This is a genomic window from Bacillus sp. AP8 (assembly GCF_000321185.1).
Lineage (GTDB): Bacteria > Bacillota > Bacilli > Bacillales > DSM-1321 > Bacillus_AD > Bacillus_AD massilioanorexius.
Map to the genome: position 1 here is coordinate 1 of NZ_CAPG01000092.1, position 22,886 is coordinate 22,886.

The 22,886-nt window shown below is 36.3% G+C and carries 20 protein-coding genes, 2 tRNA genes and 1 rRNA gene; 13 read left to right on the forward strand and 10 right to left on the reverse strand.

Annotation, left to right across the window (positions count from 1 at the left end; genetic code table 11):
• Positions 1-121: 121 nt before the first annotated feature.
• The 7 genes from rrf to tsaD all read left to right on the forward strand — a co-directional run bounded on the left by rrf (position 122) and on the right by tsaD (position 3,517).
• Positions 122-237: ribosomal RNA gene (rrf, locus tag BN349_RS21725) — 5S ribosomal RNA — on the forward strand.
• Between the two features lie 11 nt (positions 238-248).
• Positions 249-325 (forward strand) — tRNA-Met (locus BN349_RS21730).
• A 3-nt stretch (positions 326-328) separates the two neighbouring features.
• A tRNA-Asp gene (locus BN349_RS21735) sits at positions 329-404 on the forward strand.
• A 360-nt stretch (positions 405-764) separates the two neighbouring features.
• A complete protein-coding gene (tsaE, locus tag BN349_RS21740; RefSeq protein WP_019244424.1) occupies positions 765-1,220 on the forward strand; it encodes a tRNA (adenosine(37)-N6)-threonylcarbamoyltransferase complex ATPase subunit type 1 TsaE in 456 nt (151 codons plus the stop codon).
• The gene (tsaB, locus tag BN349_RS21745; RefSeq protein WP_019244425.1) at positions 1,217-1,921 is read left to right on the forward strand and encodes a tRNA (adenosine(37)-N6)-threonylcarbamoyltransferase complex dimerization subunit type 1 TsaB; all 705 of its coding nucleotides are present in this window, start codon (positions 1,217-1,219) and stop codon (positions 1,919-1,921) included. The genes tsaE and tsaB overlap by 4 nt, the downstream gene beginning before the upstream one ends.
• A 133-nt stretch (positions 1,922-2,054) precedes the next feature.
• A complete protein-coding gene (gene rimI / locus BN349_RS21750) occupies positions 2,055-2,507 on the forward strand; it encodes a ribosomal protein S18-alanine N-acetyltransferase (RefSeq protein ID WP_019244426.1) in 453 nt (150 codons plus the stop codon).
• On the forward strand, positions 2,504-3,517 hold the full coding sequence (tsaD, locus tag BN349_RS21755; protein ID WP_034295054.1) for a tRNA (adenosine(37)-N6)-threonylcarbamoyltransferase complex transferase subunit TsaD: 1,014 nt from the start codon (positions 2,504-2,506) through the stop codon (positions 3,515-3,517). The genes rimI and tsaD overlap by 4 nt, the downstream gene beginning before the upstream one ends.
• 379 nt (positions 3,518-3,896) lie before the next feature.
• Here tsaD and BN349_RS21765 read toward each other — a convergent pair whose 3' ends face one another.
• Positions 3,897-5,825, reverse strand: coding sequence for an ABC-F family ATP-binding cassette domain-containing protein (locus tag BN349_RS21765; RefSeq protein ID WP_019244429.1), 1,929 nt, complete (start codon positions 5,823-5,825; stop codon positions 3,897-3,899).
• A 593-nt stretch (positions 5,826-6,418) separates the two neighbouring features.
• On the opposite strand from BN349_RS21765, the gene BN349_RS21770 reads away from it, so the two are divergent.
• Entirely contained in the window at positions 6,419-7,099 is a 681-nt protein-coding gene (locus BN349_RS21770) for a redox-sensing transcriptional repressor Rex (RefSeq protein ID WP_019244430.1), read from the forward strand.
• Between the two features lie 127 nt (positions 7,100-7,226).
• Here the strand turns inward: BN349_RS21770 and BN349_RS21775 are convergent, their stop codons facing one another.
• Entirely contained in the window at positions 7,227-7,436 is a 210-nt protein-coding gene (locus BN349_RS21775; RefSeq protein WP_019244431.1) for a YdiK family protein, read from the reverse strand.
• Positions 7,433-8,173, reverse strand: coding sequence for a CPBP family intramembrane glutamic endopeptidase (locus tag BN349_RS21780; RefSeq protein ID WP_019244432.1), 741 nt, complete (start codon positions 8,171-8,173; stop codon positions 7,433-7,435). The genes BN349_RS21775 and BN349_RS21780 overlap by 4 nt, the downstream gene beginning before the upstream one ends.
• A 328-nt stretch (positions 8,174-8,501) precedes the next feature.
• Here BN349_RS21780 and groES point away from each other — a divergent pair, with 328 nt between their 5' ends.
• The gene (gene groES, locus BN349_RS21785; RefSeq protein ID WP_019244433.1) at positions 8,502-8,786 is read left to right on the forward strand and encodes a co-chaperone GroES; all 285 of its coding nucleotides are present in this window, start codon (positions 8,502-8,504) and stop codon (positions 8,784-8,786) included.
• 51 nt (positions 8,787-8,837) lie between these two features.
• Positions 8,838-10,472: a chaperonin GroEL gene (groL, locus tag BN349_RS21790; RefSeq protein WP_019244434.1), complete on the forward strand. Its 1,635-nt coding sequence runs from the start codon at positions 8,838-8,840 to the stop codon at positions 10,470-10,472.
• 84 nt (positions 10,473-10,556) lie between these two features.
• Here the strand turns inward: groL and BN349_RS21795 are convergent, their stop codons facing one another.
• The 7 genes from BN349_RS21795 to BN349_RS26170 form a co-directional block, all read right to left on the reverse strand.
• The gene (locus BN349_RS21795) at positions 10,557-11,765 is read right to left on the reverse strand and encodes a site-specific integrase (RefSeq protein WP_019244435.1); all 1,209 of its coding nucleotides are present in this window, start codon (positions 11,763-11,765) and stop codon (positions 10,557-10,559) included.
• A gap of 134 nt (positions 11,766-11,899) precedes the next feature.
• On the reverse strand, positions 11,900-12,133 hold the full coding sequence (locus tag BN349_RS21800) for a helix-turn-helix domain-containing protein (protein WP_019244436.1): 234 nt from the start codon (positions 12,131-12,133) through the stop codon (positions 11,900-11,902).
• A gap of 244 nt (positions 12,134-12,377) precedes the next feature.
• A complete protein-coding gene (locus BN349_RS21805) occupies positions 12,378-13,814 on the reverse strand; it encodes a recombinase family protein (RefSeq protein ID WP_019244437.1) in 1,437 nt (478 codons plus the stop codon).
• On the reverse strand, positions 13,814-15,247 hold the full coding sequence (locus tag BN349_RS21810) for a recombinase family protein (protein WP_019244438.1): 1,434 nt from the start codon (positions 15,245-15,247) through the stop codon (positions 13,814-13,816). The genes BN349_RS21805 and BN349_RS21810 overlap by 1 nt, the downstream gene beginning before the upstream one ends.
• Positions 15,228-15,416, reverse strand: a complete 189-nt coding sequence (locus tag BN349_RS21815) for a hypothetical protein (protein ID WP_019244439.1) — start codon at positions 15,414-15,416, stop codon at positions 15,228-15,230. Before BN349_RS21815 ends, BN349_RS21810 begins: the two co-directional genes overlap by 20 nt.
• A gap of 12 nt (positions 15,417-15,428) precedes the next feature.
• Positions 15,429-15,731: a hypothetical protein gene (locus BN349_RS21820; RefSeq protein ID WP_019244440.1), complete on the reverse strand. Its 303-nt coding sequence runs from the start codon at positions 15,729-15,731 to the stop codon at positions 15,429-15,431.
• Positions 15,712-15,852 carry a hypothetical protein gene (locus tag BN349_RS26170; protein ID WP_019244441.1) on the reverse strand — a complete coding sequence of 47 codons (141 nt, stop codon included), beginning with the start codon at positions 15,850-15,852 and terminating at the stop codon, positions 15,712-15,714. The genes BN349_RS21820 and BN349_RS26170 overlap by 20 nt, the downstream gene beginning before the upstream one ends.
• A gap of 1,217 nt (positions 15,853-17,069) precedes the next feature.
• Here BN349_RS26170 and BN349_RS21835 point away from each other — a divergent pair.
• Genes BN349_RS21835 through BN349_RS21845 form a run of 3 tightly spaced genes read left to right on the forward strand, consistent with a single transcriptional unit; the run spans position 17,070 to position 22,860 of the window.
• Complete coding sequence (locus BN349_RS21835) at positions 17,070-18,563, forward strand: type I restriction-modification system subunit M (RefSeq protein WP_019244443.1); 1,494 nt, start codon at positions 17,070-17,072, stop codon at positions 18,561-18,563.
• Positions 18,563-19,900, forward strand: coding sequence for a restriction endonuclease subunit S (locus tag BN349_RS25150; protein WP_019244444.1), 1,338 nt, complete (start codon positions 18,563-18,565; stop codon positions 19,898-19,900). Before BN349_RS21835 ends, BN349_RS25150 begins: the two co-directional genes overlap by 1 nt.
• A 32-nt stretch (positions 19,901-19,932) precedes the next feature.
• Positions 19,933-22,860 carry a type I restriction endonuclease subunit R gene (locus tag BN349_RS21845; protein WP_019244445.1) on the forward strand — a complete coding sequence of 976 codons (2,928 nt, stop codon included), beginning with the start codon at positions 19,933-19,935 and terminating at the stop codon, positions 22,858-22,860.
• Positions 22,861-22,886 lie beyond the last annotated feature (26 nt).

Consider the following 22,886-nt stretch of genomic DNA (forward strand, 5'->3'; position numbering starts at 1 on the left):
AATTAGCAGCGAGCTATTCAAGGAAGTGACCGAGCGAACACCGGAACTTATTTAGATAAGTGAGGATGTGAGTGAGGAAAGCTGACGATGAAGAGCGAAGTTGATTATTCATTAGAATATGTCTGGTAATGATGGCGAAGAGGTCACACCCGTTCCCATTCCGAACACGGAAGTTAAGCTCTTCAGCGCCGATGGTAGTTGGGGGTCTCCCCCTGTGAGAGTAGGACGTTGCCAGGCATTTATATTGTCGCGGGGTGGAGCAGTCTGGTAGCTCGTCGGGCTCATAACCCGAAGGTCGCAGGTTCAAATCCTGTCCCCGCAACCAAATGGTCCCGTGGTGTAGCGGTTAACATGCCTGCCTGTCACGCAGGAGATCGCGGGTTCGATTCCCGTCGGGACCGCCATATTATAAAGCGATAACGAAACTTTGTTTCGTTTTTTTTGTTGTTTGAGAAATATGATGGTATTTTGTACAATTAGCATCTGTATTATGAGATAATACAAGTTGTGAATTTGTTTATTATATTAAAAAAAGGTAAACTACAATGTAAGAGAATCCTTAGGAGTTGTACTTCTAAGGTTTTTTTAAAAGATAAGAGAGTATATTTTACGTTTAGATGACTGTTTTGCTCAAAGTACCTAACTCTTTTATAAAATAGCTATCAAGGCTAAGAAAATAAGAGAATACATGGGTGTGTTTGTGCTCTTCTTAACAGTGTATATTTTAATAAGTTAATCAAATGGACTATGCAGGTGATAAATAGATGAAACAGTATGAAGTAGTATCACATTCAGCAGAGGAAACACATTCCCTTGCTAATAGAATTGGTAGCTTAGCATTTGAAAATATGGTGATTACATTAGAAGGTGATCTTGGGGCGGGTAAGACCACTTTTTCAAAAGGGTTGGCAAAAGGATTAGGTGTTACAAAGAATGTAAATAGCCCTACCTTTACTATTATAAAAGAATATAAAGGACGATTGCCTTTATATCATATGGATGTCTATCGAATTGAAGATGAATTTGAAGATTTAGGTTTTCATGAATATTTTGAAGGGAACGGAGTAACAATTGTTGAATGGGCTCATTTAATTCAAGAACAATTACCAGATGAGCTGTTAGCGATCCGAATTCTTTATCAAAATGATAATGAAAGAAAACTGATTTTTGAACCAAAAGGCGAAAAGTACGTTGAATTTTGTAAGGAGATTTTATCATGAAAATACTGGCCATAGATACATCCAATTATGCTTTAGGTGTAGCCTTAATAGAGGACAACCAGATTATTGGTGAGTACATAACAAATATTAAAAAAAATCATTCAGTGCGTGCTATGCCTGCTATTGAGACGTTGATGCATGATTGTAATGTTAAGCCTAGTGATTTAGACAAAATTGTTGTAGCTAAAGGTCCTGGATCTTACACTGGAGTACGTATAGGCGTAACAATAGCTAAAACTCTAGCATGGACACTAAAGATCCCAATTTCAGGTGTATCAAGTTTAAAAGTTCTTGCAGCTAATGGAAAATACTTTGATGGTTACATTTCTCCATTATTTGATGCAAGAAGAGGTCAAATTTATACAGGCTTATATGAGTATAAGCAAGGAGAGTTAGTAGCTGTTAAAGAGGATACGATTATCCAAAGTAGTGAATGGGCACAGCAATTACGGACATTAGATAAAGATATACTATTCATTGGCTCAGACTATTTCATTCATCAAGAAACGCTATTAACTTATCTGGGTGAGCAAGCTGTCTTTGCTGATGAAGCTCAGTTAGTTCCTAGACCAAGTGTATTGGCGCTCCTTGGGAAGGGTTTAGAACCGGAAGATGTCCATGAATTTGTACCTAATTATATAAGGCTTGCTGAGGCTGAAGCGAATTGGATTGAACAACAAAAGAATAACTCTGTCAAATAAAGTGAAGCTTTGTTTGTTGGATGTATTTTGTATAGATAGTAGTTGTGTCATTCAAGTTTTACTAACGCTTAATCTTTATATGTTGAAGTTATGAACATAGCGCTAGTTAAAACGGGATAAAGGAGAGAATGATATGAGCCAAACCCTTTCTTTTCGTTTCATGGAAGAACGAGATTTAGATGCCATTATGGTATTAGAAGAGAGATGCTTTACCTTACCTTGGAGTAGGGAAGCTTTTTATAATGAATTGAACCAAAATCGATTTGCTACTTATCTTGTACTAGAAGAAGAAGGACAAATTATTGGATATTGTGGAGCATGGTTAGTTGTAGATGAAGCTCATATTACCAATATAGCCATTTTGCCTGAATTTCGTGGAAGAGGTTTGGGGGAAGCATTGCTAAGTAAAATGATTGAACAGTGTAAAGAGCAGAATATTGAGAGAATGACATTAGAAGTAAGAGAGACTAATACAGTAGCTCAATCTCTTTATACCAAATTAGGTTTCCAAAAAGGAGCTATTCGAAGAAATTATTATAGTGATAACCAAGAGGATGCGATTGTAATGTGGGTGAACATAGAGTGAAGGATCAATATATATTAGGAATTGAAACAAGTTGTGATGAAACCGCTGTAGCCATAGTAAAAAACGGACATGAGATTGTTGCAAATATAGTCGCTTCTCAAATCGAGAGCCATAAGCGATTTGGTGGCGTAGTACCTGAAATAGCATCACGTCATCATGTAGAGTCTATGACTTTGGTGTTGGAAGAAGCTTTGGAAAAAGCAAACTTAAATTATGAGGATATTGATGCAATTGCAGTGACAGAAGGTCCAGGACTTGTGGGTGCCCTACTAATTGGAGTAAACGCTGCTAAGGCAGTTGCGTTTGCACATAATATTCCTTTAGTAGGTGTACACCATATTGCTGGTCATATTTATGCCAACCGATTGGTGACAGAAATGAAATTTCCGCTTTTATCATTAGTCGTTTCAGGTGGTCATACTGAACTTGTATATATGGAAGAGCATGGTGAGTTTAAAGTATTAGGTGAAACAAGAGATGATGCAGCTGGTGAAGCTTATGATAAAGTAGCAAGAACATTACATTTACCATATCCAGGTGGGCCACATATTGACCGTCTTGCCCATGAGGGACAACCAACTGTTAAATTACCAAGAGCCTGGTTAGAAGAAGGTTCGTATGATTTTAGCTTTAGTGGTTTAAAATCTGCTGTAATTAATACGCTTCATAATGCAGAGCAACGAGGAGAGCATATTGAACCAGCAGATTTAGCAGCCAGTTTTCAAAATAGTGTTATTGAGGTACTAGTCGAAAAAACACGTAAGGCTGCGGAAGAATATCATGTTAAACAAGTATTATTAGCTGGTGGTGTAGCAGCCAATAAAGGGCTTCGTTCAGAGTTACAAAAAACTTTTGATAACATTCCTTCAGTTGAATTAGTGATACCACCATTATCTTTATGTACGGATAATGCAGCAATGATTGCTGCTATTGGAAGTGTCATGTTTGAAAAAGGACATAGATCTGGATATGACCTAAATGCAAATCCAGGACTTGATCTTGAAAGATAACAGAAGAGGAAGGTGTGCCAAAATTTTATGTTTGGCACACCTTCCTTCATTTATTTGTTCACAAGAAAAATAGGAAAATAAGTAAAGTGAAAGATAGATTGAGGGATTTTCACAAAGATAACAGTAAGCTCATTTTTTTAGTTTATCAGAAATCCACAGACTTAATAACTTATACACTTTTTTATCCACAATATAAAGCCGATAATAGTGGGATGTTCATAAGTTTTCCACATAATCCACAAAAAATGCATTAGTTATCAACAAAAAATTCAGTTTATTCACAAAAAGAGGTTGTGAATTTTTATTTATCCACAGAATTCTGAAAACAAAAGAAAAATCCAGAGTATTACCTCTGGATATGTGGATGGAACAGAGAATCTTAGATTTGTTCAGCTTCTAAATCAGACCATTCTTCCATTAATTTTTCTAATTCGGTATTTGATTCATGAATAACATCATTAATTTGAACTACTTTTTCATGATCTTGATATATATCAGGATCACAAAGAAGTTCATGTTGCTGAGAAATGATTACCTCTAGCTTCTCTATCTGACTTTCAATTTCTTCAATTCTTCTTTTTATTTGACGCTGACGTTTTTTTGTTTCCTTATCCATCTGATAGCTTGCTTTTTCATCGTTAGCCTTTGTAGGAGTAGCTGATGTACTTTGTTCTAGTAACTCAAGCTCAGCTTGTTCTTCCTTCTTTTGAAGATAGTAATTGTAGTCTCCTAGGAATTCTTCACTTCCATTTGTGGATAATTCAATGACTTTTGAAGCTATGCGATTAATGAAATATCGATCATGTGAAACAAAAAGAATAGTTCCTGGAAAATCCACTAATGCATTTTCTAAGATAATTTTACTATCTAAATCTAGATGGTTAGTAGGCTCGTCCAGTATTAAGAAATTAGCTCCCTGCATCATTAGCTTAGCTAGTGCAAGACGTGCTTTTTCTCCACCACTTAGTGCAGAAACAGGCTTTAATACGTCGTCTCCAGAGAATAAGAAGTTTCCAAGGACAGTTCTAATATCTTTTTCATTTGTTAATGGGTATTCATCCCAAAGTTCATTTAATACTTTTTTATTAGAAGATAAATTGGCTTGCTCTTGATCATAATAGCCAATTTCAATATTTGAGCCAAAGGAAATTTGTCCATTAATAGCTTGAAGTCGACCAATAATAGTTTTTAATAACGTTGTTTTTCCAACACCATTTGGTCCTACTAATGCAATACTATCGCCTTTTGTTATGGCTATATTAATGTGTTTAGAAATGGCCTGATCATTAAAGCCGATACTTACATCAGAGATAGTTGAGACGATATGTCCTGTAGGTTTATTGACTTTAAATGAGAAAGAGGCGGATTTTTCATCACCTTGAGGACGGTCCATTATTTCCATCCTGTCTAATTGCTTGCGCCTGCTTTGAGCTCTTTTAGTAGTAGTTGCTCTAGCGATATTTTTTTGGATAAAATCATTTAATTTAGCAATTTCCTCTTGCTGTTTTTCAAACTGCTTCATTTCTCGTTGGTAGTCTTCTGCCTTGCGTTCAAGATAATAGCTATAATTTCCATGATACTTTTTAATCGTATGTCTAGATAATTCATAAATGACAGAAACGACCTTATCCATAAAATAACGGTCATGGGATACGATTAGTACTGCACCCTTGTAATTTTGTAAGTATTGTTCTAGCCAAGTTAATGTTTCAATATCTAAATGATTGGTAGGTTCATCAAGGATGAGAAGGTCTGGTTGTGAGAGCAATAGTTTCCCTAAAGCTAATCTTGTTCGTTGTCCGCCACTTAACGAAGAAATGGGGGTTGCATAATCGAACTGCTGAAATTGAAGACCATGTAAAACAGATCGGATATCTGCTTCGTATTGATATCCTCCTTTTTCTTTAAAAGAAATTTGCAGCTCATCATAGTCTTTTAAAACTTTTTGATATTTTTCATCGTTGTTATACGTCTCTGGTAATGTCATTTGATGTTCTAGTGATCGTAATTGCTGTTCAAGTTGAATTAATGGTGTATATACGGTTAACATTTCATCCCAAATGGAGCGCTCAGAATGTAAACCCGTATTCTGTGCTAGATAACCTAAAGATAAATCCTTTGGCTTTATTATTTCTCCATCATCATAGGACATTTGATCAGCAATGATTTTTAACAAGGTTGATTTTCCGGCACCATTTCTTCCTACTAGACCTATACGATCCCTTTTTTGTACTTCTAGCTTTATATCAGAAAGGATTTGCTCAGCTCCATAATATTTCGATAATTTATTTACTTGTAACACAATCATATTATTCACCTCAGTTGTCTTACTGATAGTGTATACGAAACACACTATTGGAGCAATTAAAGGAATATAAATTGTGAAAAACAGTACAAACTGTGGCACAAAATTGTGAAAATAGTGTATCATCAATGTAAAGGGGGTAATAGATGGGAGAAGTAACTTAATCAGTTGGATTGGTAAAGTTAAGATTGGGATAAAAGAGACCAGTTAAACGGGTAACAAAGCCATTGGTAGACAAAAGCTTTGTTACACCTGAAAAAGGGGATGTTCTTTCTATGAAATGGAATGTTAATAAGAGGATTGCTTAATCCATACTTATTCATCCATTCTGTTATACTTAATGAAATCAAAAAGGCATAGAAAGTTCATAATTATATTATATTTTGCGCAATTATTAATTTTAAATGTTTCGAACATTATTACTGTGGAAGCGTTTACAACTGTTTTTGCAATAATTACATTATGTGCATATGACAAGATAAAGGTATAATTATTGAATTAAATATTTTCGAGTAGGAATAGTAAGAAATTCAAGCCCTGATTATTATAGATAATTTATTGAACTTTAAGAGCAATTATAATGGGGGGAGCAGATTATGCCACAGGAAAACATAAAAATTCCTCAAGCAACAGCAAAGAGATTACCTTTGTATTATCGTTTTTTGAAAAATTTACATTCGTCAGGAAAGCAACGTGTTTCATCAGCTGAACTAAGTGAAGCTGTAAAAGTAGATTCCGCTACAATTCGTAGAGATTTTTCTTATTTTGGAGCGTTAGGTAAAAAAGGTTACGGTTATAACGTAAATTATTTATTATCTTTTTTTAGAAAGACACTTGATCAAGATGAATTAACGAAAGTCGCATTAATTGGGGTAGGAAATTTAGGGACTGCTTTTTTGCATTATAATTTTTTGAAAAACAATAATACGAAGATTGAAATGGCTTTTGATGTTGATAAGGAAAAAATCGGTACAAAAATAGGTGACGTTACCATTTTTGACATGGATGAAATGGAAGAGATTCTACAAAAAGAAGGAGTAACGGTTGCAATCCTAACCGTCCCAGCTCCTGTAGCACAACCTATCACGGATCGTTTAGTTGGTGCTAATGTAAAAGGAATCTTAAACTTTACACCAGCAAGATTAAATGTTCCACTTTCTATTCGTGTCCATCATATTGATTTAGCGGTAGAATTACAATCGCTTGTATATTTCTTAAAGCACTACCCAATAGAAGATATACATGACATCGAATTAGAGCATCAAGAACAGGAATAGAAAAGAGGTTATCTGAAGGTAATATATCATTTATCTTTAGATAACCTCTTCTTCATTTCAAGCTTATATGATGTTTTATAAAATCATATAAGCTTATAATGAGTAATCAGAGTATAGATGCCATTATTTAAGGTTTCTTTTTTTGCATTCTCTTTAACCGGAAATGTAGCATTACTAAACGGATTCCAGATCCGAAATCAATGGTTGCTAAAAATACTATTAGGAATGATAATACATTCCATCCATCGGCTGATACATAATTAATAGCCAGAGCAGTAAAAATGATTCCAAGTATGATGTAAATGATACCTGAAGTTAAGGGTGACTGACGTCTCATAGTAATCCTCCAATAAAGCTTTGCACTTGTTCGACTTGTTTCATCATATCTTCTATTTGATCTTGGAACATTAGCTGCACAATAACAACTGTAGTGTTCATCATGACATGAGCAAAAATCGGTACTATAATTCGTTTTGTTTTAACGTATAGGAATGCAAAGGTGAATCCCATAGCGGTGTATAGAATGATATGCTCAAATTCTAGATGTGCTAAACCAAATATGATCGAACTAATTAATGCGGCTAATATAAAATTCATTTTTTTATAAAGAGAACCAAAAATAATTTTTCTAAATATCAATTCTTCTAGTATTGGTCCAACTATAGAAGTTATTATAGCAAATGATGGAACAGAAGAAATCACATTTACAAGGGTTTGAGTATTTTCGGAGCCTACTTCGATTCCAATTAATCTTTCTATATTTGCTGCAATAGTTTGAGCGAAGAAAGCTAGAAAAATTCCCGCTATAGCCCAAAGAATGGACATACCCACTGGTGCAGGAGGTTCATTTCTTATCCAACTAGCTGAACCAAAATCCTTTCTCATTAAAATCAGTGTAATAATTAAAGCTACGATAAAGCTAAATATAGACCAATAGGCAGTAGCATAGATATTTATCGTATTTTCAGAAGCTCCCATTGCAAGACCAATATATTTAAAGAGAGGAGCACCAATAATACCGGATAATTGCATGGCAATATACACCATGATGACATACCAATATTCTTTTTTCACACTATTATCTCCTTTTGAAGTTACATATCTATTATTGTACTTCTTTTTGATGAAAGGTTACAAACCATTCCTTTTTTCAAATTCTATAAAATTTTCTTTTTGCAAAATTTTATTATAAAAGAGAGTAATTTGTAGCATACTGTAGAAGGTTTAGATCACTTAGGAAGAATATTGTTGGAATCTGTTGAAGGGAAGGGATTTTTTTTAAAGACAAATACTTGAAAAATAGTGCGAATTTATTTATTATATTAATTGTGTTAGCACTCAATATAGTTGAGTGCTAATAATAGAAAAATTTTATGAATTGTTATTGAGGAGGGTGTTTTTCTTGTTAAAACCATTAGGTGATCGCGTTATTATTGAACTAGTTCAATCAGAAGAAAAAACTGCAAGTGGTATCGTATTACCAGATACTGCAAAGGAAAAACCTCAAGAAGGTAAAATTGTAGCAGTAGGTGCTGGAAATGTACTTGATAACGGTGAGCGAGTAGCCTTAGAGGTTGCTGTTGGCGATCGTATCATCTTCTCAAAATATGCTGGTACTGAAGTGAAATATGAAGGTACTGAATACTTAATCTTACGTGAATCAGACATCTTAGCAGTAATTGGCTAATACTATACTTATTTATTAATAAACGTGAATATTCTAGGGAGGTAATGAAACATGGCTAAAGATATTAAATTTAGTGAAGAAGCTCGCCGTTCGATGCTTCGTGGTGTAGATGCTCTTGCAAATGCAGTAAAAGTTACTCTTGGACCTAAAGGACGTAACGTGGTTCTTGAGAAAAAATTCGGTTCACCACTTATTACAAATGATGGTGTAACAATTGCAAAAGAAATCGAATTAGAAGATGCTTTTGAAAACATGGGAGCTAAACTAGTTGCTGAAGTAGCAAGCAAAACAAATGATATTGCTGGTGACGGTACAACTACTGCAACAGTTCTTGCTCAAGCGATGATTCGTGAAGGCTTAAAGAACGTTACAGCTGGCGCTAACCCAATGGGTATCCGTAAAGGTATTGAAAAAGCGGTTAAAGAAGCTGTTTCTGAATTACAAGCTATTTCTAAGCCAATCGAAAACAAAGAATCTATCGCACAAGTAGCGGCTATTTCTGCAGCTGATGAAGAAGTAGGTCAATTAATTGCTGAAGCGATGGAGCGCGTTGGAAACGACGGAGTTATTACAATTGAAGAATCTAAAGGTTTCACAACTGAGTTAGATGTTGTAGAAGGTATGCAATTCGATCGTGGGTATGCATCTCCATACATGGTAACAGATTCTGATAAAATGGAAGCTGTTTTAGAAAATCCATATATTTTAATCACTGACAAAAAAGTGGGAAGCATTCAAGAAATCCTACCAGTTCTTGAGCAAGTGGTTCAACAAGGTAAACCTTTATTAATCATTGCTGAAGATGTTGAAGGGGAAGCTCTTGCAACGCTTGTAGTGAACAAACTTCGTGGAACATTCAATGCAGTGGCTGTTAAAGCTCCTGGATTCGGTGACCGTCGTAAAGCGATGCTTGAAGATATCGCTGCACTAACTGGCGGAGAAGTAATCACTGAAGAACTTGGTCGTGACCTTAAATCTGCTGGTATCGAGTCACTAGGACGTGCAGCAAAAGTTGTTGTTACAAAAGAAAACACAACAATTGTTGAAGGTTCTGGAGATAAAAACAATATCGATGCTCGTATTAACCAAATTCGCGTTCAATTAGAAGAAACTACTTCTGAATTCGATCGTGAAAAACTTCAAGAGCGTCTTGCTAAATTAGCTGGTGGCGTTGCTGTAATCAAAGTTGGTGCTGCTACTGAAACTGAGCTTAAAGAACGCAAACTACGCATTGAAGACGCATTAAACTCAACTCGTGCAGCAGTTGAAGAAGGTATCGTTGCTGGTGGTGGTACTGCACTTCTTAACGTATATAACAAAGTGGCTGAAATCGTTGCTGAAGGTGACGAAGCTACTGGTGTAAACATTGTACTTCGTGCAATGGAAGAGCCTGTACGTCAAATCGCTCACAACGCTGGTTTAGAAGGTTCTGTAATCGTAGAACGTCTAAAAGGCGAAGAAGTGGGAACTGGATTCAATGCAGCTACTGGCGAGTGGGTAAACATGATCAATGCTGGTATCGTTGACCCAACCAAAGTAACTCGTTCTGCACTTCAAAATGCAGCATCAGTTGCAGCTATGTTCTTAACTACTGAAGCAGTAGTTGCTGACAAGCCACAAGAAAACGCTGGTGCACCAATGATGCCTGACATGGGCGGCATGGGTGGAATGGGCGGCATGATGTAATCTGCCCCCAAAACCCTTGATATACAAGGTTTTTAAATAAGGGATAAGAGCAATGCTAACATTTTGCTAACATTTCTTGCCCGATTAGAGGCTACTCATTAATTGAGCAAATTTATGAGAAGCCTCTTTTTTCATTTCTTTCGTTACATGAAGATAAACGTTCTTCGTTGTTTCATCATCACAATGTCCTAATCGATCCATAATCTCTTCTAGGCCTACTCTTGCTTCTGCAAGTAAAGATGTATGCGTATGGCGTAAAGAGTGGGGAGTAAGCTCTGTGTTTAGTCCAGCTAATTTCAGTAATCGAGCCATTCGGTTTTCGACGGTCTTAATGAAAATAGGGTAGCCAGGATGTCTGTCATGCTTAGCAAAAATGAATTCTTCATCTAGATAGGTAGCACCTAATCGTTCCTTAACCTTCCTTTGTAATTCCATATGCTCTTTAAGAGCTGCAATAACATCTTCAGCAACGACTATGGTTCGCTTAGATCTTCTAGTCTTAGGTGGTACTAGTTGATATTTCAGCGTGTTATTAGTCGGATTATAGTATGTTTTCGTAATGCTGATTGTATGTTCTTCGAAGTCAATGTCTTTCCACTTAAGTGCTACTAATTCACCAACACGCATTCCTGTGTAGGAAAGAGTAAGGAAGATTAAGTAATCCAAATCCAATCCTTTTTGAGAGGATGTTTGCAGTAGTAACGCTAGCTCTTCCTTTTCCATATATTTAGGGATCTCTTGTTCTTCTAATTCCTCAATGGTTTTTCTATCTTTCTTCAAATAGGCGAACTCTGTTGGATCATTTTTAATGATTCTCATTTCAATTGCCTTCTTGAAAATCATTCTTCCGGTACGATGTACACCATCCAATGTATTGTCAGCGTAACCTTTTTCTTTTAAATCATTTAAAGCATCCTGGTATCGTTTGGCTGTGATGTCTTTTAGCTTTAAAAGAGAGAAGTAAGGCAATAATTTATTGATTTCGTGCTGTCGAATACGAATAGTGCCAGGTTTTACATTATTCTTCTCACTATATATAAGAAGCCATTCGTTTGCAAAATCTTTGAAGACGACGTTCTGTTCCTGTACATACATGCCTTGATTGATTTCATAAATAAGCTCTGTAGCAGCTGATTCAGCTTCCTGCTTTGTTCGAAATCCTCCTTTTGTCTTTTGCTTTCTCTTTCCTGTTGCAGGATCTCTACCGATATCTATAACGAAGCTCCAAGTAGATCCGCATGTGCATCGTTTCTTTTTACATGTACAGCCTCTGCGATGAAAATGTCCTTTCAAATTCGTAAACCTCTTTTCTTTAATGAAATGTTATTGCGATTATTTATTATTTCCACTGCGTATGTAGCAGATACGTTTTGTTTATTTGTTATGAGAGGAGGAGAAGAAATTCTTTTTCCTCTTCAACTCCTAACCTACATTGCTTCAGCTTTTTTCTGTTTTTGATTGGCGATCCACATGGCTAAATCGGATTTTTCTACTCGCTTAGAAGCGCCAATATCAAAGTTTGGGATGCCTCCGTGTTCTACATGTAGCTTGAATAATTCATAGACTGTTTTTCTTGAGATTCCAAGAAATTGTGCGATGTGCGATGCTGTTAATGTATCGGGTAGAGACTCCCAAGTTGTGTATTGCTTTGTTTGATTCATAATTAAACCCCTCCAAATTGTATTTATGTATATATTTCGATAATGTGTCTATACTTGGAATATATGTTTCGAAAATCTATCCAGTAAAGTATCCTTTTCTGTATAGATTCTTATGAAAAGAAAGTAGAAAACCGCTTAATTAGAGAGGTTTTCCACTTGTGTTTTTATCAAAGTTAAAATAACACTTTGTTTTTTCGATTATCTGTTTCAGTAATTTAATTGATTTCGATAATCTGTCTTTCCTTTAATCAAAAGGATGCTTTTTGAAGAATAGTTGATACTCTCCTTGATTAGTAATTGAAATAGATTCAATAAATAGTGAGAGTATAAAACGTTGTTCAGATCGAAGTAATGCAGAAACGTCTATCCCTGAAAACTGGTTAAAGAATAGCTCGAGCTGCTCCTCGTTGAAAAAGGATTTAATTCGCTTTAAATCTTTTTCGAGTTCGGAAATTTCATATGTAATGCAATCAAGAGCTTGTTGGACAATTTTTTTGACTTCGATTGGAAGACCTTCAGGTTTTTCCTCTATGAAATCCATATTTATTTGCATTCGTTTTTTATCATCTTGTTTGATGCGTATAGCTTCTTGAATCGACTGAGTAAAATTAGCAATATACATTAAAACAGCCGATTTTATTTGTTCTAAATCATTTGTTAAATGTGTTGCTAACTCAATAAGAATGTATTCGTGAAGATTCGTAATATCTATTGAGTAATCACAATTCATGCATTGATAGTAACGATAGCCATATGTTTTTCCATTTCGTTTCGTCGAGCTATTACGACTTGATAAAGGTTGTCCGCAATGAAAGCAATAGGCAATGTTTAATAAGAGAAACGGGGTATCAAACCGTTCAAGTTTTATTTTTAATGCCTTATTTAGTTCCGTCATTTTATAAAGGAAATCTGGAATGATGGGGTCATGTACGTCTTCCCATTCAAACTGCAGATTAAATCGACTAGTAAAATTCCATGTTAGTTTTCCTTGATAAATCGTATTGAATAATATTTGTTCAATCGTATTAGTACGCCATTGTGTTCCTCTTGGCGGTGGAACTTTATCCGTATTTAATATTTGAGCAATTTTATTCATAGAGAAACCCCATGAATAAAGAAAGAAAATCCAGGCCACAATAGGTGCATTGTTATTCGGATAAAGCGTTTTTTCAATCATTGTGTAACCATATGGTGTGCTCGCTGCGGGGCGCAGCTGTTTTTCTAAAGCGTTTTTTTGTGATTCCGAAATTAATCTCGCTTTTTTATCTGATTCAAAGTTTGCGATAATGAACTCTAATTTTGTACGTGGATCTTCCGGGTCAAAAACGGTGCCAGTCGTACATAAAAGAATTTTGACATCAGGTCGATATTGCTTTAAATCGAAATAAAAGTCTTCTACAAAAGAAAAGATAGTACGATCTAAACGCGAATAATCATAGAAATAGATAAACATGATGTCTTTATTGTTCTTGACGGTTTCTTTTAGATCGTTTAGTGCGGAGCGATTTTCAGCTTTCGTACGATAAGCACTTACCTTTCTATCGATAAAAATGAATTGGTTAGGCAATTGGTGTTCATTTCGATTGGCCGCATTCAGCATTTCTCTACGTTGTATTTCTACTGAATTATTTCCTTCTTGCTTGGAAGAAGAGTACCGAATATATCCTGCTGCTAGTGTCATTACTCATTCACCTCAATTACTTGATATGTTTCTTGTGATTGGTTTTTATCATAGAAAAATTGAACAACTTCAATTTTGTCGTGATAAGCAATGATATCAGCGATAATGGTAGGAATAAGTCGTATTAATTCCACTTCAGATTGTTGTTCCACTAGTTGATTTTGAACGATACTTACATTTTCTTTTAAGCATTGAAGTGTTAGTTGACAAACATTAATATCCGATTCAATTTCGAGGCATGCTGACTTTATGTCTTGGATTCGTTGAATGCCTCTTTGAAGAACTTCTATATTTTCTGCTCTCAAATTCTGTAATGAAAATCGATGTTCTTCTTGTTGGAGTTCTCGAATTCGTTCCATCTTCTCAGTAGACAATTGAGTAATGACCTTTTGTAATTGTTGAATGGTTACAGATTGAATATAGTCAGTGTTAAGATTCTGTAAGCTATTTTTTACAGCGGTAATAGCTACCGTTTTTATTTCTTCAACTCGATATCGAATGCGTTCCTTTTTATTTTTGGCGCAGTTGCAATAGTAATAGGCTTCGCTAGCAGTAGCTGTAATTTCATATTTAAGCCTTTTTCCACAGTGCCCACATATCACTGAAAAGAGGTCTTGTAATTCGAGTTCAGTTTGCTGTAGTGCAAGGTCACGAAGTAAAGGCTCGAATTTCGCTTCGTTTTGACGAAATTGTTCAACCGTTATATATGGCTCAACATGTGTAAGTGGAAATAACTTATCATTTGTCTTCTCGCAACCACAATAAAAGGGATCGATACACATTGAGAGAATCATTTTTAATGTGCGCTTCGAAGTCTTTTTTAACTTAGTTGCGGCTACTAATAAGTCTTCTAAACAATCAATGTACGTTAAAGCGTTTAGAAATATAGTTATTTCATCTTCAACATCTGGATGTTTTATATACTGTTTCGTTTCGTTACTAAGTTTTGATTGATAGCCAAACTTAGTAACCGGCGTTTTTCTATACAAATCATGTAAACGTCTACTTATATGTTTTCCTTCCTCCTCTGTAAGCAGAGCATTAATTGCTTCTGTAACGGTATTGCGTGAGAAGGGAGGATAAGAAGGATCCGTTGTAGTAAATATAACTTCGACATTATGTTCCCAAAGTAAGCTATACAGACAGAAATATTCATAAAATCGTCTTGTGAGTCGTGAACGATCATAAACATAAAGGGTATGAATTTCATCTCGTTTAACGCGTTCAATAAACTCCAGCAAATGCTTACGCTCTTTCATACTTAGTTTGTTAGAAGAAACGCCGTGTTCATTGATAGTAATGATTTCATCTTCTGCATATTGTCCACGAAATCGAGCGGCTGCTTGAACTTGCATTTCAACATCTTGTGATTTAGTACTTACACGTTGGTAAAAACACGCTTTTTTAAAAACTCTATTTTGATTGTGAATCATACGTGTTTAATCCCTTCTTCATTTGTAATGATTTATATAATACGAGTTTCTTCGTATTACTTGAGATATCTAGTTGCTTAATAAGTTGAGCTAAAATAAAATAGTCTAGCCAAACTTTAAGTGAATCGCTTTTTTCACTTTGTTTCATTTGAACTTTAATACGTTTCATTAGAAGCACCTCCTATTTGCTAATCAGCATTGACGGGAGGTGCTTATTTAATACGTTTTGTTCATCATAAGAATGTTGTGTGAAACAATCCCCGTTAATAATTAAGGTAAGCTGTTCATGTGGTTCTACTGAATGTTGCGTTTTAGCTGATCCATTTCGTTGTACATTTGGAAGCAAAGCAGTATGTGTTAATGAACAATCTAGCTCTATTCTTAGTTGGCAATTTTGCTCACTAGAATTGTCTCGCTGAACAATATAAAAGAGACTATGGCGTTTATGGCCAGCAATTTTATATTTATCTAGTATTTTCTTCATGATTTTGACCTTTCCAAAGAGAATAATATGCTTCAAATCGAGCAACCATTTGAGCTGAAACTAATTCATGCTCAATGGAATTCTTGAACTTTTCTTTGAAATTTGACTGCGGTGTGTTCATGTGAGTAAACCTCTATCTTTTAAGTGCTTGATAGTATTTTCCATACCATTGTGAATAGGATAGTTAGGTTTCTTGATAACAACTTTCACAGTTACACTTCCTTTCATTATGATTCTCATCATCTACTATCTCGATGACAGAGGGTAACATAACCATTTGGAGATAATTTTCAATGTATTGTTAATGGTAGGTGAGGAAAAACTTTCATATTATCTATTTGAGGCCACATCTAGTCTATTTGTAAGTAAGTGATGGATGGATTTCTAGAGGAGTCACAGTTGTAAGAGGTAGGAGGTTATCTGATTTAGAGACTAACTCCTTGAAGGGATAGTTTCTTAATATACACATTAGATAATTATTTACGATAGACAAACTGTTTGTCGAAGGTTTCGTGTTTAAGAAATCTGCTTACGGATTAAAACGTATCAGAACATGCAACATCACTAACTAAAGAATATTATGGGCGAACGAACTGTTTACATTTCTCTACCAAATATGGATACTTTAACTAAACTTCTACATTTTATGACTCCGGTATGCTGCGAGTTGTAGGCTATAGATTATAGAACACCTACCCTAGCCCCAAAAACAAAAAATTTTCAGTAGCTAGAGGATAGGTATTAGATTACTCCGTCCATGTGCTGAGTGCATAAATGAGTCATCCACTGCTTAACACGATATTTCTATCAAAGTTAGCACTTTGCCATTCTACCCAACAAAGTATCGCTAACAATCTACGAGGCCGTAACCTCTAGAATCCCAACCCGACCAATTCCTGCAAGAAGTTGTCGTCACTTCTCTAAGACTCCCATACCGGACATAAGCAGTGGCAACATCCTTGGCTGATGTATGGTACGTTGATTTTATATGCATCGGCTCAACTCACCTGACCTCTTCTTTAGCGTGACTTAAGGGCATTCCCACGGTTATATTGTTTCTAGTTGCGGTTAATGTCGGTACTAGCAATGACAGCGTTTTGACAGAGGTAGCGGCTCTGACCTTTGAGGATTTCTAGTTTGTATTTGTAATAAAACCATTTGATCGTGGAATGACAAGCTTTAACTTGAATAATTTTTTGTACGCATTTATGTGTGATAGTAGGGGCAGATTGACGGATAATTGTATGAGATAACATCATTTGGATTATGGTAGAATGAGAAAAGATGGTATTAGGTCTTATTACATAAAAATAAGGAAATATGAAGGCGGGTATAATGATGAGTCAATTAACATTACAAGAATTAGAATCGCATTTATGGAAGTCAGCTGACATCCTGCGAGGCTCTGTCGATTCAAGCGATTATAAGAACTATATATTTGGATTGTTATTTTTAAAGCGTCTGAGTGACGTATTTGAAGAACACAAATTAGAGCTTTTACAAGAGCATGGCGAAGAGATTGGACAACTACTAGCGGATGATCCAGATCAATACCAGTTCTATGTACCGGAAGCGGCTCGTTGGGAGGAAATTCGTAAGCATGCGTCTGACATCGGCTCAGCAATTAATGTAGCGTTTGAAGCATTAGAAAATGAAAATGTCACACTTGAAGGTGTGTTGACACCGATTGACTTTAATCGTAAAGAAGTATTGACGGATAGTGTCTTACAACGTCTGTTGCAACATTTCTCATTATTGGATTTACGTAATGTTAACCTTTCAGAGCCTGATATGTTGGGACGTGCGTATGAGTATCTGATCAAAATGTTTGCCGATGATGCTGGGAAAAAAGGTGGAGAATTCTATACGCCATCGAAAGTGGTTGAATTGATTGTCAAACTGATTAAGCCACAAGAAGGTATGCGTGTATACGACCCTACGTGTGGATCAGGCGGTATGTTAATTCAATCGGTGGACTATGTGAAAGAACATAATGGCAATCCACAATCGCTATCATTATTCGGTCAGGAGAAGAACTTGGGTACATGGGCAATTGCAAAAATGAACCTACTATTACACAATCTACCCGATCACCGTATTGAAAAAGGCGACACGATTCGTGAACCAAAGTTAGTTGAAGATGGGGAAATCATGCTGTTTGACCGAGTGATTGCCAATCCTCCGTTTTCATTGAAAGAATGGGGACGTGAAGAAGCAGAGCATGATTCATATGGGCGTTTCCAATATGGCATTCCACCGAAAAATGCTGGAGACTATGCGTTTATTCAACATATGATTGCATCGTTAAAAGCGGATGGAATGGCTGGCGTGGTTATGCCGCATGGTGTCCTGTTCCGTGGTGGCGCTGAAGGGAAAATTCGAAAGGGCTTGTTGGAATCGGATCTATTAGAAGCTGTTGTTGGCTTACCTTCTAACCTTTTCTACGGTACGGGTATTCCTGCTTGCGTGTTGATTTTCAATCGAAATAAAGCGGAACAGAGAAAAGGAAAAGTATTCTTCATTGCGGCAGAAGATGAATATCAAGAAGGCAAGAACCAAAACACACTTCGTGATGAAGACCTTGCAAAGATTGTCGCTACATTTGATGCATATGAAGATGTAGATAAATATGCTCGTGTCGTTACATTAGAAGAAATTAAAAACAATGACTATAACTTGAACATTACACGTTATATTGATAAATCAGAAGAAGAAGAGCAAGTGGATTTAGAATCGGTAATTAAAGAGATTACGGATTTAGAAAGTAGCCGTTCTGAGATTAAAGAGAAGTTGAACGGATACCTGCGTGAATTAGGGTTAGGTGAGATGTGATGGTAGAGAGTAATCAAGTTGTACGTGATGGATATAAGATGACGGAGCTTGGGGAGATACCGGTTGAGTGGGAATTGGTAGAATTAGCTAAGCTAGCTAAGGAGGAAGATAGGTACTCATTCTGTGGTGGGCCATTTGGATCGGATTTAACAAGTACCGAGTATACGGATAGTGGAGTGCAAATTATTCAATTGCAGAATATTGGTGATGGTAGCTTTAATAGCAATTATAAGATATACACAAGTGAAGAAAAGGCAGATAGCTTAAAAAAATGTAATATATTCCCTGGAGAAATAGTTATTGCGAAAATGGCAGAGCCTGTTGCAAGAGCATGTATAATTCCAGATTATAGCCCTAGATTTTTGATGGCTTCGGATGCAATAAGGCTGTCACCTGACATAGAGAAAGTAAATACTGTATTTTTAATGTATGCTATTAACTCAAATTATTTTAGAAAAATGGCCGAATTAAACAGTACTGGTACGACTAGATTACGTATAGGTTTGACAACTCTTGCTAAACTTAACGTGATATATCCTACACTTCTTGAACAACAAAAAATCGCCGAAATCCTTTCAACAGTCGATGAGCAAATCGAGAATACCAAACAGCTGATTGAAAAAACGAAAGAGTTGAAGAAAGGCTTAATGCAGCAATTGCTGACAAAAGGCATTGGACATACAGAGTTTAAGCAGACGGAACTTGGGGAGATACCGGTTGAATGGGAAATACAAAGTTTAGTGAATTTGATGGAAGCCGGAAGTACGGGAGTAAAAAGAGGTCCTTTTGGAGGAGCTCTAAAAAAGGAATACTTTGTAGAAGAAGGTTTTGCTGTTTATGAACAACAACATGTTATATATAATCAATTCAATAATATTCGATACTTTATTTCTCGAGAGAAATTTGAAGAATTAAATGGATTTGAAATATTAAGTGGAGATATATTAATCAGTTGTTCGGGTACAGTTGGAAGAGTAACTATTGTGCCTGATAATATTCAAAGAGGTGTTATGAATCAAGCACTATTACGATTTAGACCAAAAATAGAAACAGTCGATAGTGTTTTTTTATACTACTTACTTACGTCTGATTTTATGCAAGCTAAGATGTTAGATATGACTCATGGTTCGACAATCAAAAATATGGTTGCGGTGTCTGAAATTAAAGAAATCAAAATTGGATTACCATCTAAACAAGAACAACAAAAAATAGCTTCCATTCTATCATCCGTAAACGAACAAATTGAAAGCTACGAACAGGAAAAAGAGAAGTATCTGGAATTGAAAAAAGGCTTAATGCAACAGCTTCTTACTGGGAAGATTCGAGTGACGGTGTAAGCCGTCTCTCTCATACATAGGAGGTGAATAGGTTGAGTGGATTGGAATATACAGAAGTGGAATTACCACTAATCGAACAGCTGAAGAGTTATGGGTATACGCATAAGACTGGCTCAGAACTAGAGCATGAACGTTCTTCTAAATCGAGCATTGTGTTGGAAGAGCGTCTTGCTAATGCCATCCAGAAGCTGAATCCTTGGATTGACAAGCACAATGTAGAGAAGGTTGTAAAGCAATTTATGATGTTGCAAGCGGAAGATGTTTGGCATGCGAATAAGACCATTTTTGATTGGCTGTTTGGCGAAGGGATATCCGTCCTGCAAGATGTAGGAGCTGGGAAGAAAAATCAAACCGTGCAGCTATTCGACTTTGAACATGTGGAAAATAATGATTTTCTCGTTGTGAATCAGTTGAGTATCGAAAATGCGGCTGGAACGATTCGCCCGGATATTATCTTATATATTAATGGATTCCCATTAGTTCTCATCGAATGCAAGAGTCCGAAAGTACAAGTGGATAAGCAGTTGCCGGAGGGCGTTAAACAGTTCGAACGCTATATGGATACGAATGAAAAGTTGTTTTGGTATAACCAAATGCTCATTGTGACAAGCCGAGATCGTGCGCGGATAGGAACTATTTTAGCGAAAGCGCAGCATTATGGATTATGGAAAGACCCTTATCCGTATACATTTGATGAAATCGGAAGTAATCGAGCTCAAGATGTACTAGTTTCTGGAACGTTACGTAAAGAAGTTATTCTTGATTTAATGCGGAACTTCATCGTATTCGATGGAAAAGTGAAGAAACTGGCTCGCTATCAACAATATCGGGCAGTGAACAAAGCTATTGAACGAATCATGAGAGAGAAGAAGCCGGCTTTACGTGGTGGTGTTGTATGGCATACACAAGGGTCGGGGAAATCATTGACGATGGTCTATTTGGCGATGAAGCTACGTAGACAAGTAGAGTTGGAGAATCCGATGCTTGTCATTGTTACGGACCGACAAGACTTGGATGACCAAATTACGAAAACGTTCCAGCAATCAGGTTTTCCTAATCCAACGCAAGCAGCATCAGTGGCTGATTTAAAGCAACAATTAGCAAAAGGGCCAGGAGCAACGGTCATGACATTGATTCAAAAATTCCAAGGAAATGAAGAGAAGAACTTTCCGATTATTTCTGAAGCAGAGAATATTATTGTCATGACAGATGAATCGCATCGCTCCCAATATAAAGGATTAGCTATGAATATGCGTAAAGCGTTGCCTAACGCTACGTTTATTGGATTTACTGGTACGCCGATTGATAAGAAAAGTCGTTCTACTACGGGGAAATTCGGTTCGTATATCGATAAATATACCATTGAACAGGCGGTTGAAGATGGAGCGACGGTTCCAATCTACTATGAATCTCGTTTACCGAATCTTCATGTGAAAGGTGAAACGTTGGATGAACTGTTTGCTCGTTCATTTCATGAGTATGATGATGAAGCAAAAGAAAAAATCAAACAGAAATATGTAAATGATCAATTGCTTTTGACTGCTCCTGAACGAATGAGGGAGATTGCTTTGGACATTATCCATCATTTCGAAAGCAAAATTTTAATCAATGGCTATAAAGCACAAGTCGTGGCAGTTTCTCGTTATGCAGCCGTTCAATATAAGAAACTGATTGATGAATATGCTATGAATAAGTTTGAAACAGCTGTCATCTTTTCAGCAGGACAAAATGATAGCGAAGAATTACGAGAGTATCATGTTTCGAAAGAGGAAGAGAAAAAACTGATTGAGCGATTCAAGAAGCCGTTCTCCGAAGATAAACTATCCATGTTGATTGTATGTGATAAGTTGCTGACAGGATTCGATGCGCCGATTGAACAGGTCATATACTTGGATAAGCCATTGAAAGAGCATAATCTGTTGCAAGCCATCGCTCGAACGAACCGGAAGTATGATGCCAATAAATCATATGGATTGATTGTTGACTATTTTGGTGTATCTCGCTTCTTGGATCAAGCGCTTGAAATCTTTAGTTCGAATGATGTACAAGGTGCGTTGCATTCTATTGATTCTGAATTGCCGAGATTAGAACAACGTCATCGTTCGGCAATGAGATTCTTTGATGGGTTGAAAAAGAATCAACTAGAAGAGAGTGTTTTGCGCTTAGTAAATGAAGACGTGCGAGCTGATTTTGATATCGCCTATAAACGATTTGCTGAAAGCATGGATAAGGTATTACCAAGTCCAAAAGCAGAAAGATATGTGGATGATTTAAAACGTGCAGGTGTTATTCGTCAATTAGCTAAATCACGATTCTCGATTGAGGATGGCATGGATATCTCCGATTGTGGTGAAAAAGTGCGTAAACTGGTTCATGATTATCTATATTCTGAAGGAATCGATGCGCGTGATCCGGTATCTATTTTAGATGCATCGTTTAAAGAAGAACTGGATAAGAATGTCCATCCTGAAACAAAAGCAGCACAGATGGAACATGCAATCAAGAAAGAGATATCCGTTCGTATTGAAGAAGATAAAGTATTCTATACGTCATTAAAAGATAAAGTCGAAGAACTGATTGAGCGGTATAAGGAGCGCCAGCTAACAATCTTTGAATTATTAGAACACTATGATGCCATTCGAGAAGAGTTGTTAGATAAAGCGAGTGGTCAAACAAAGAGCGGATTAACCTATTTACAAGAGCCATATTACAATAAGCTACAGGAAGTTTGCGAAGATAAAGAAGACTACAAACTAAAAGAAGTAGCGGTAGAAGTACAACATTTTATTGAAGAACAAGTGACACCGATTAGTGATTGGACATCGAAAACAGACTTTAAACGTAAATTAACTGCTGATTTGAAATTAATGCTGTTAAAAAAGAAAATCCAGCCAAAGGATGCATTTTTATTAACAGGTTATTTCACAGCATTAGCAGAAACGCAATATGGGAAGAAATAAGAAAATGACCGGCATGGATGTGCTGG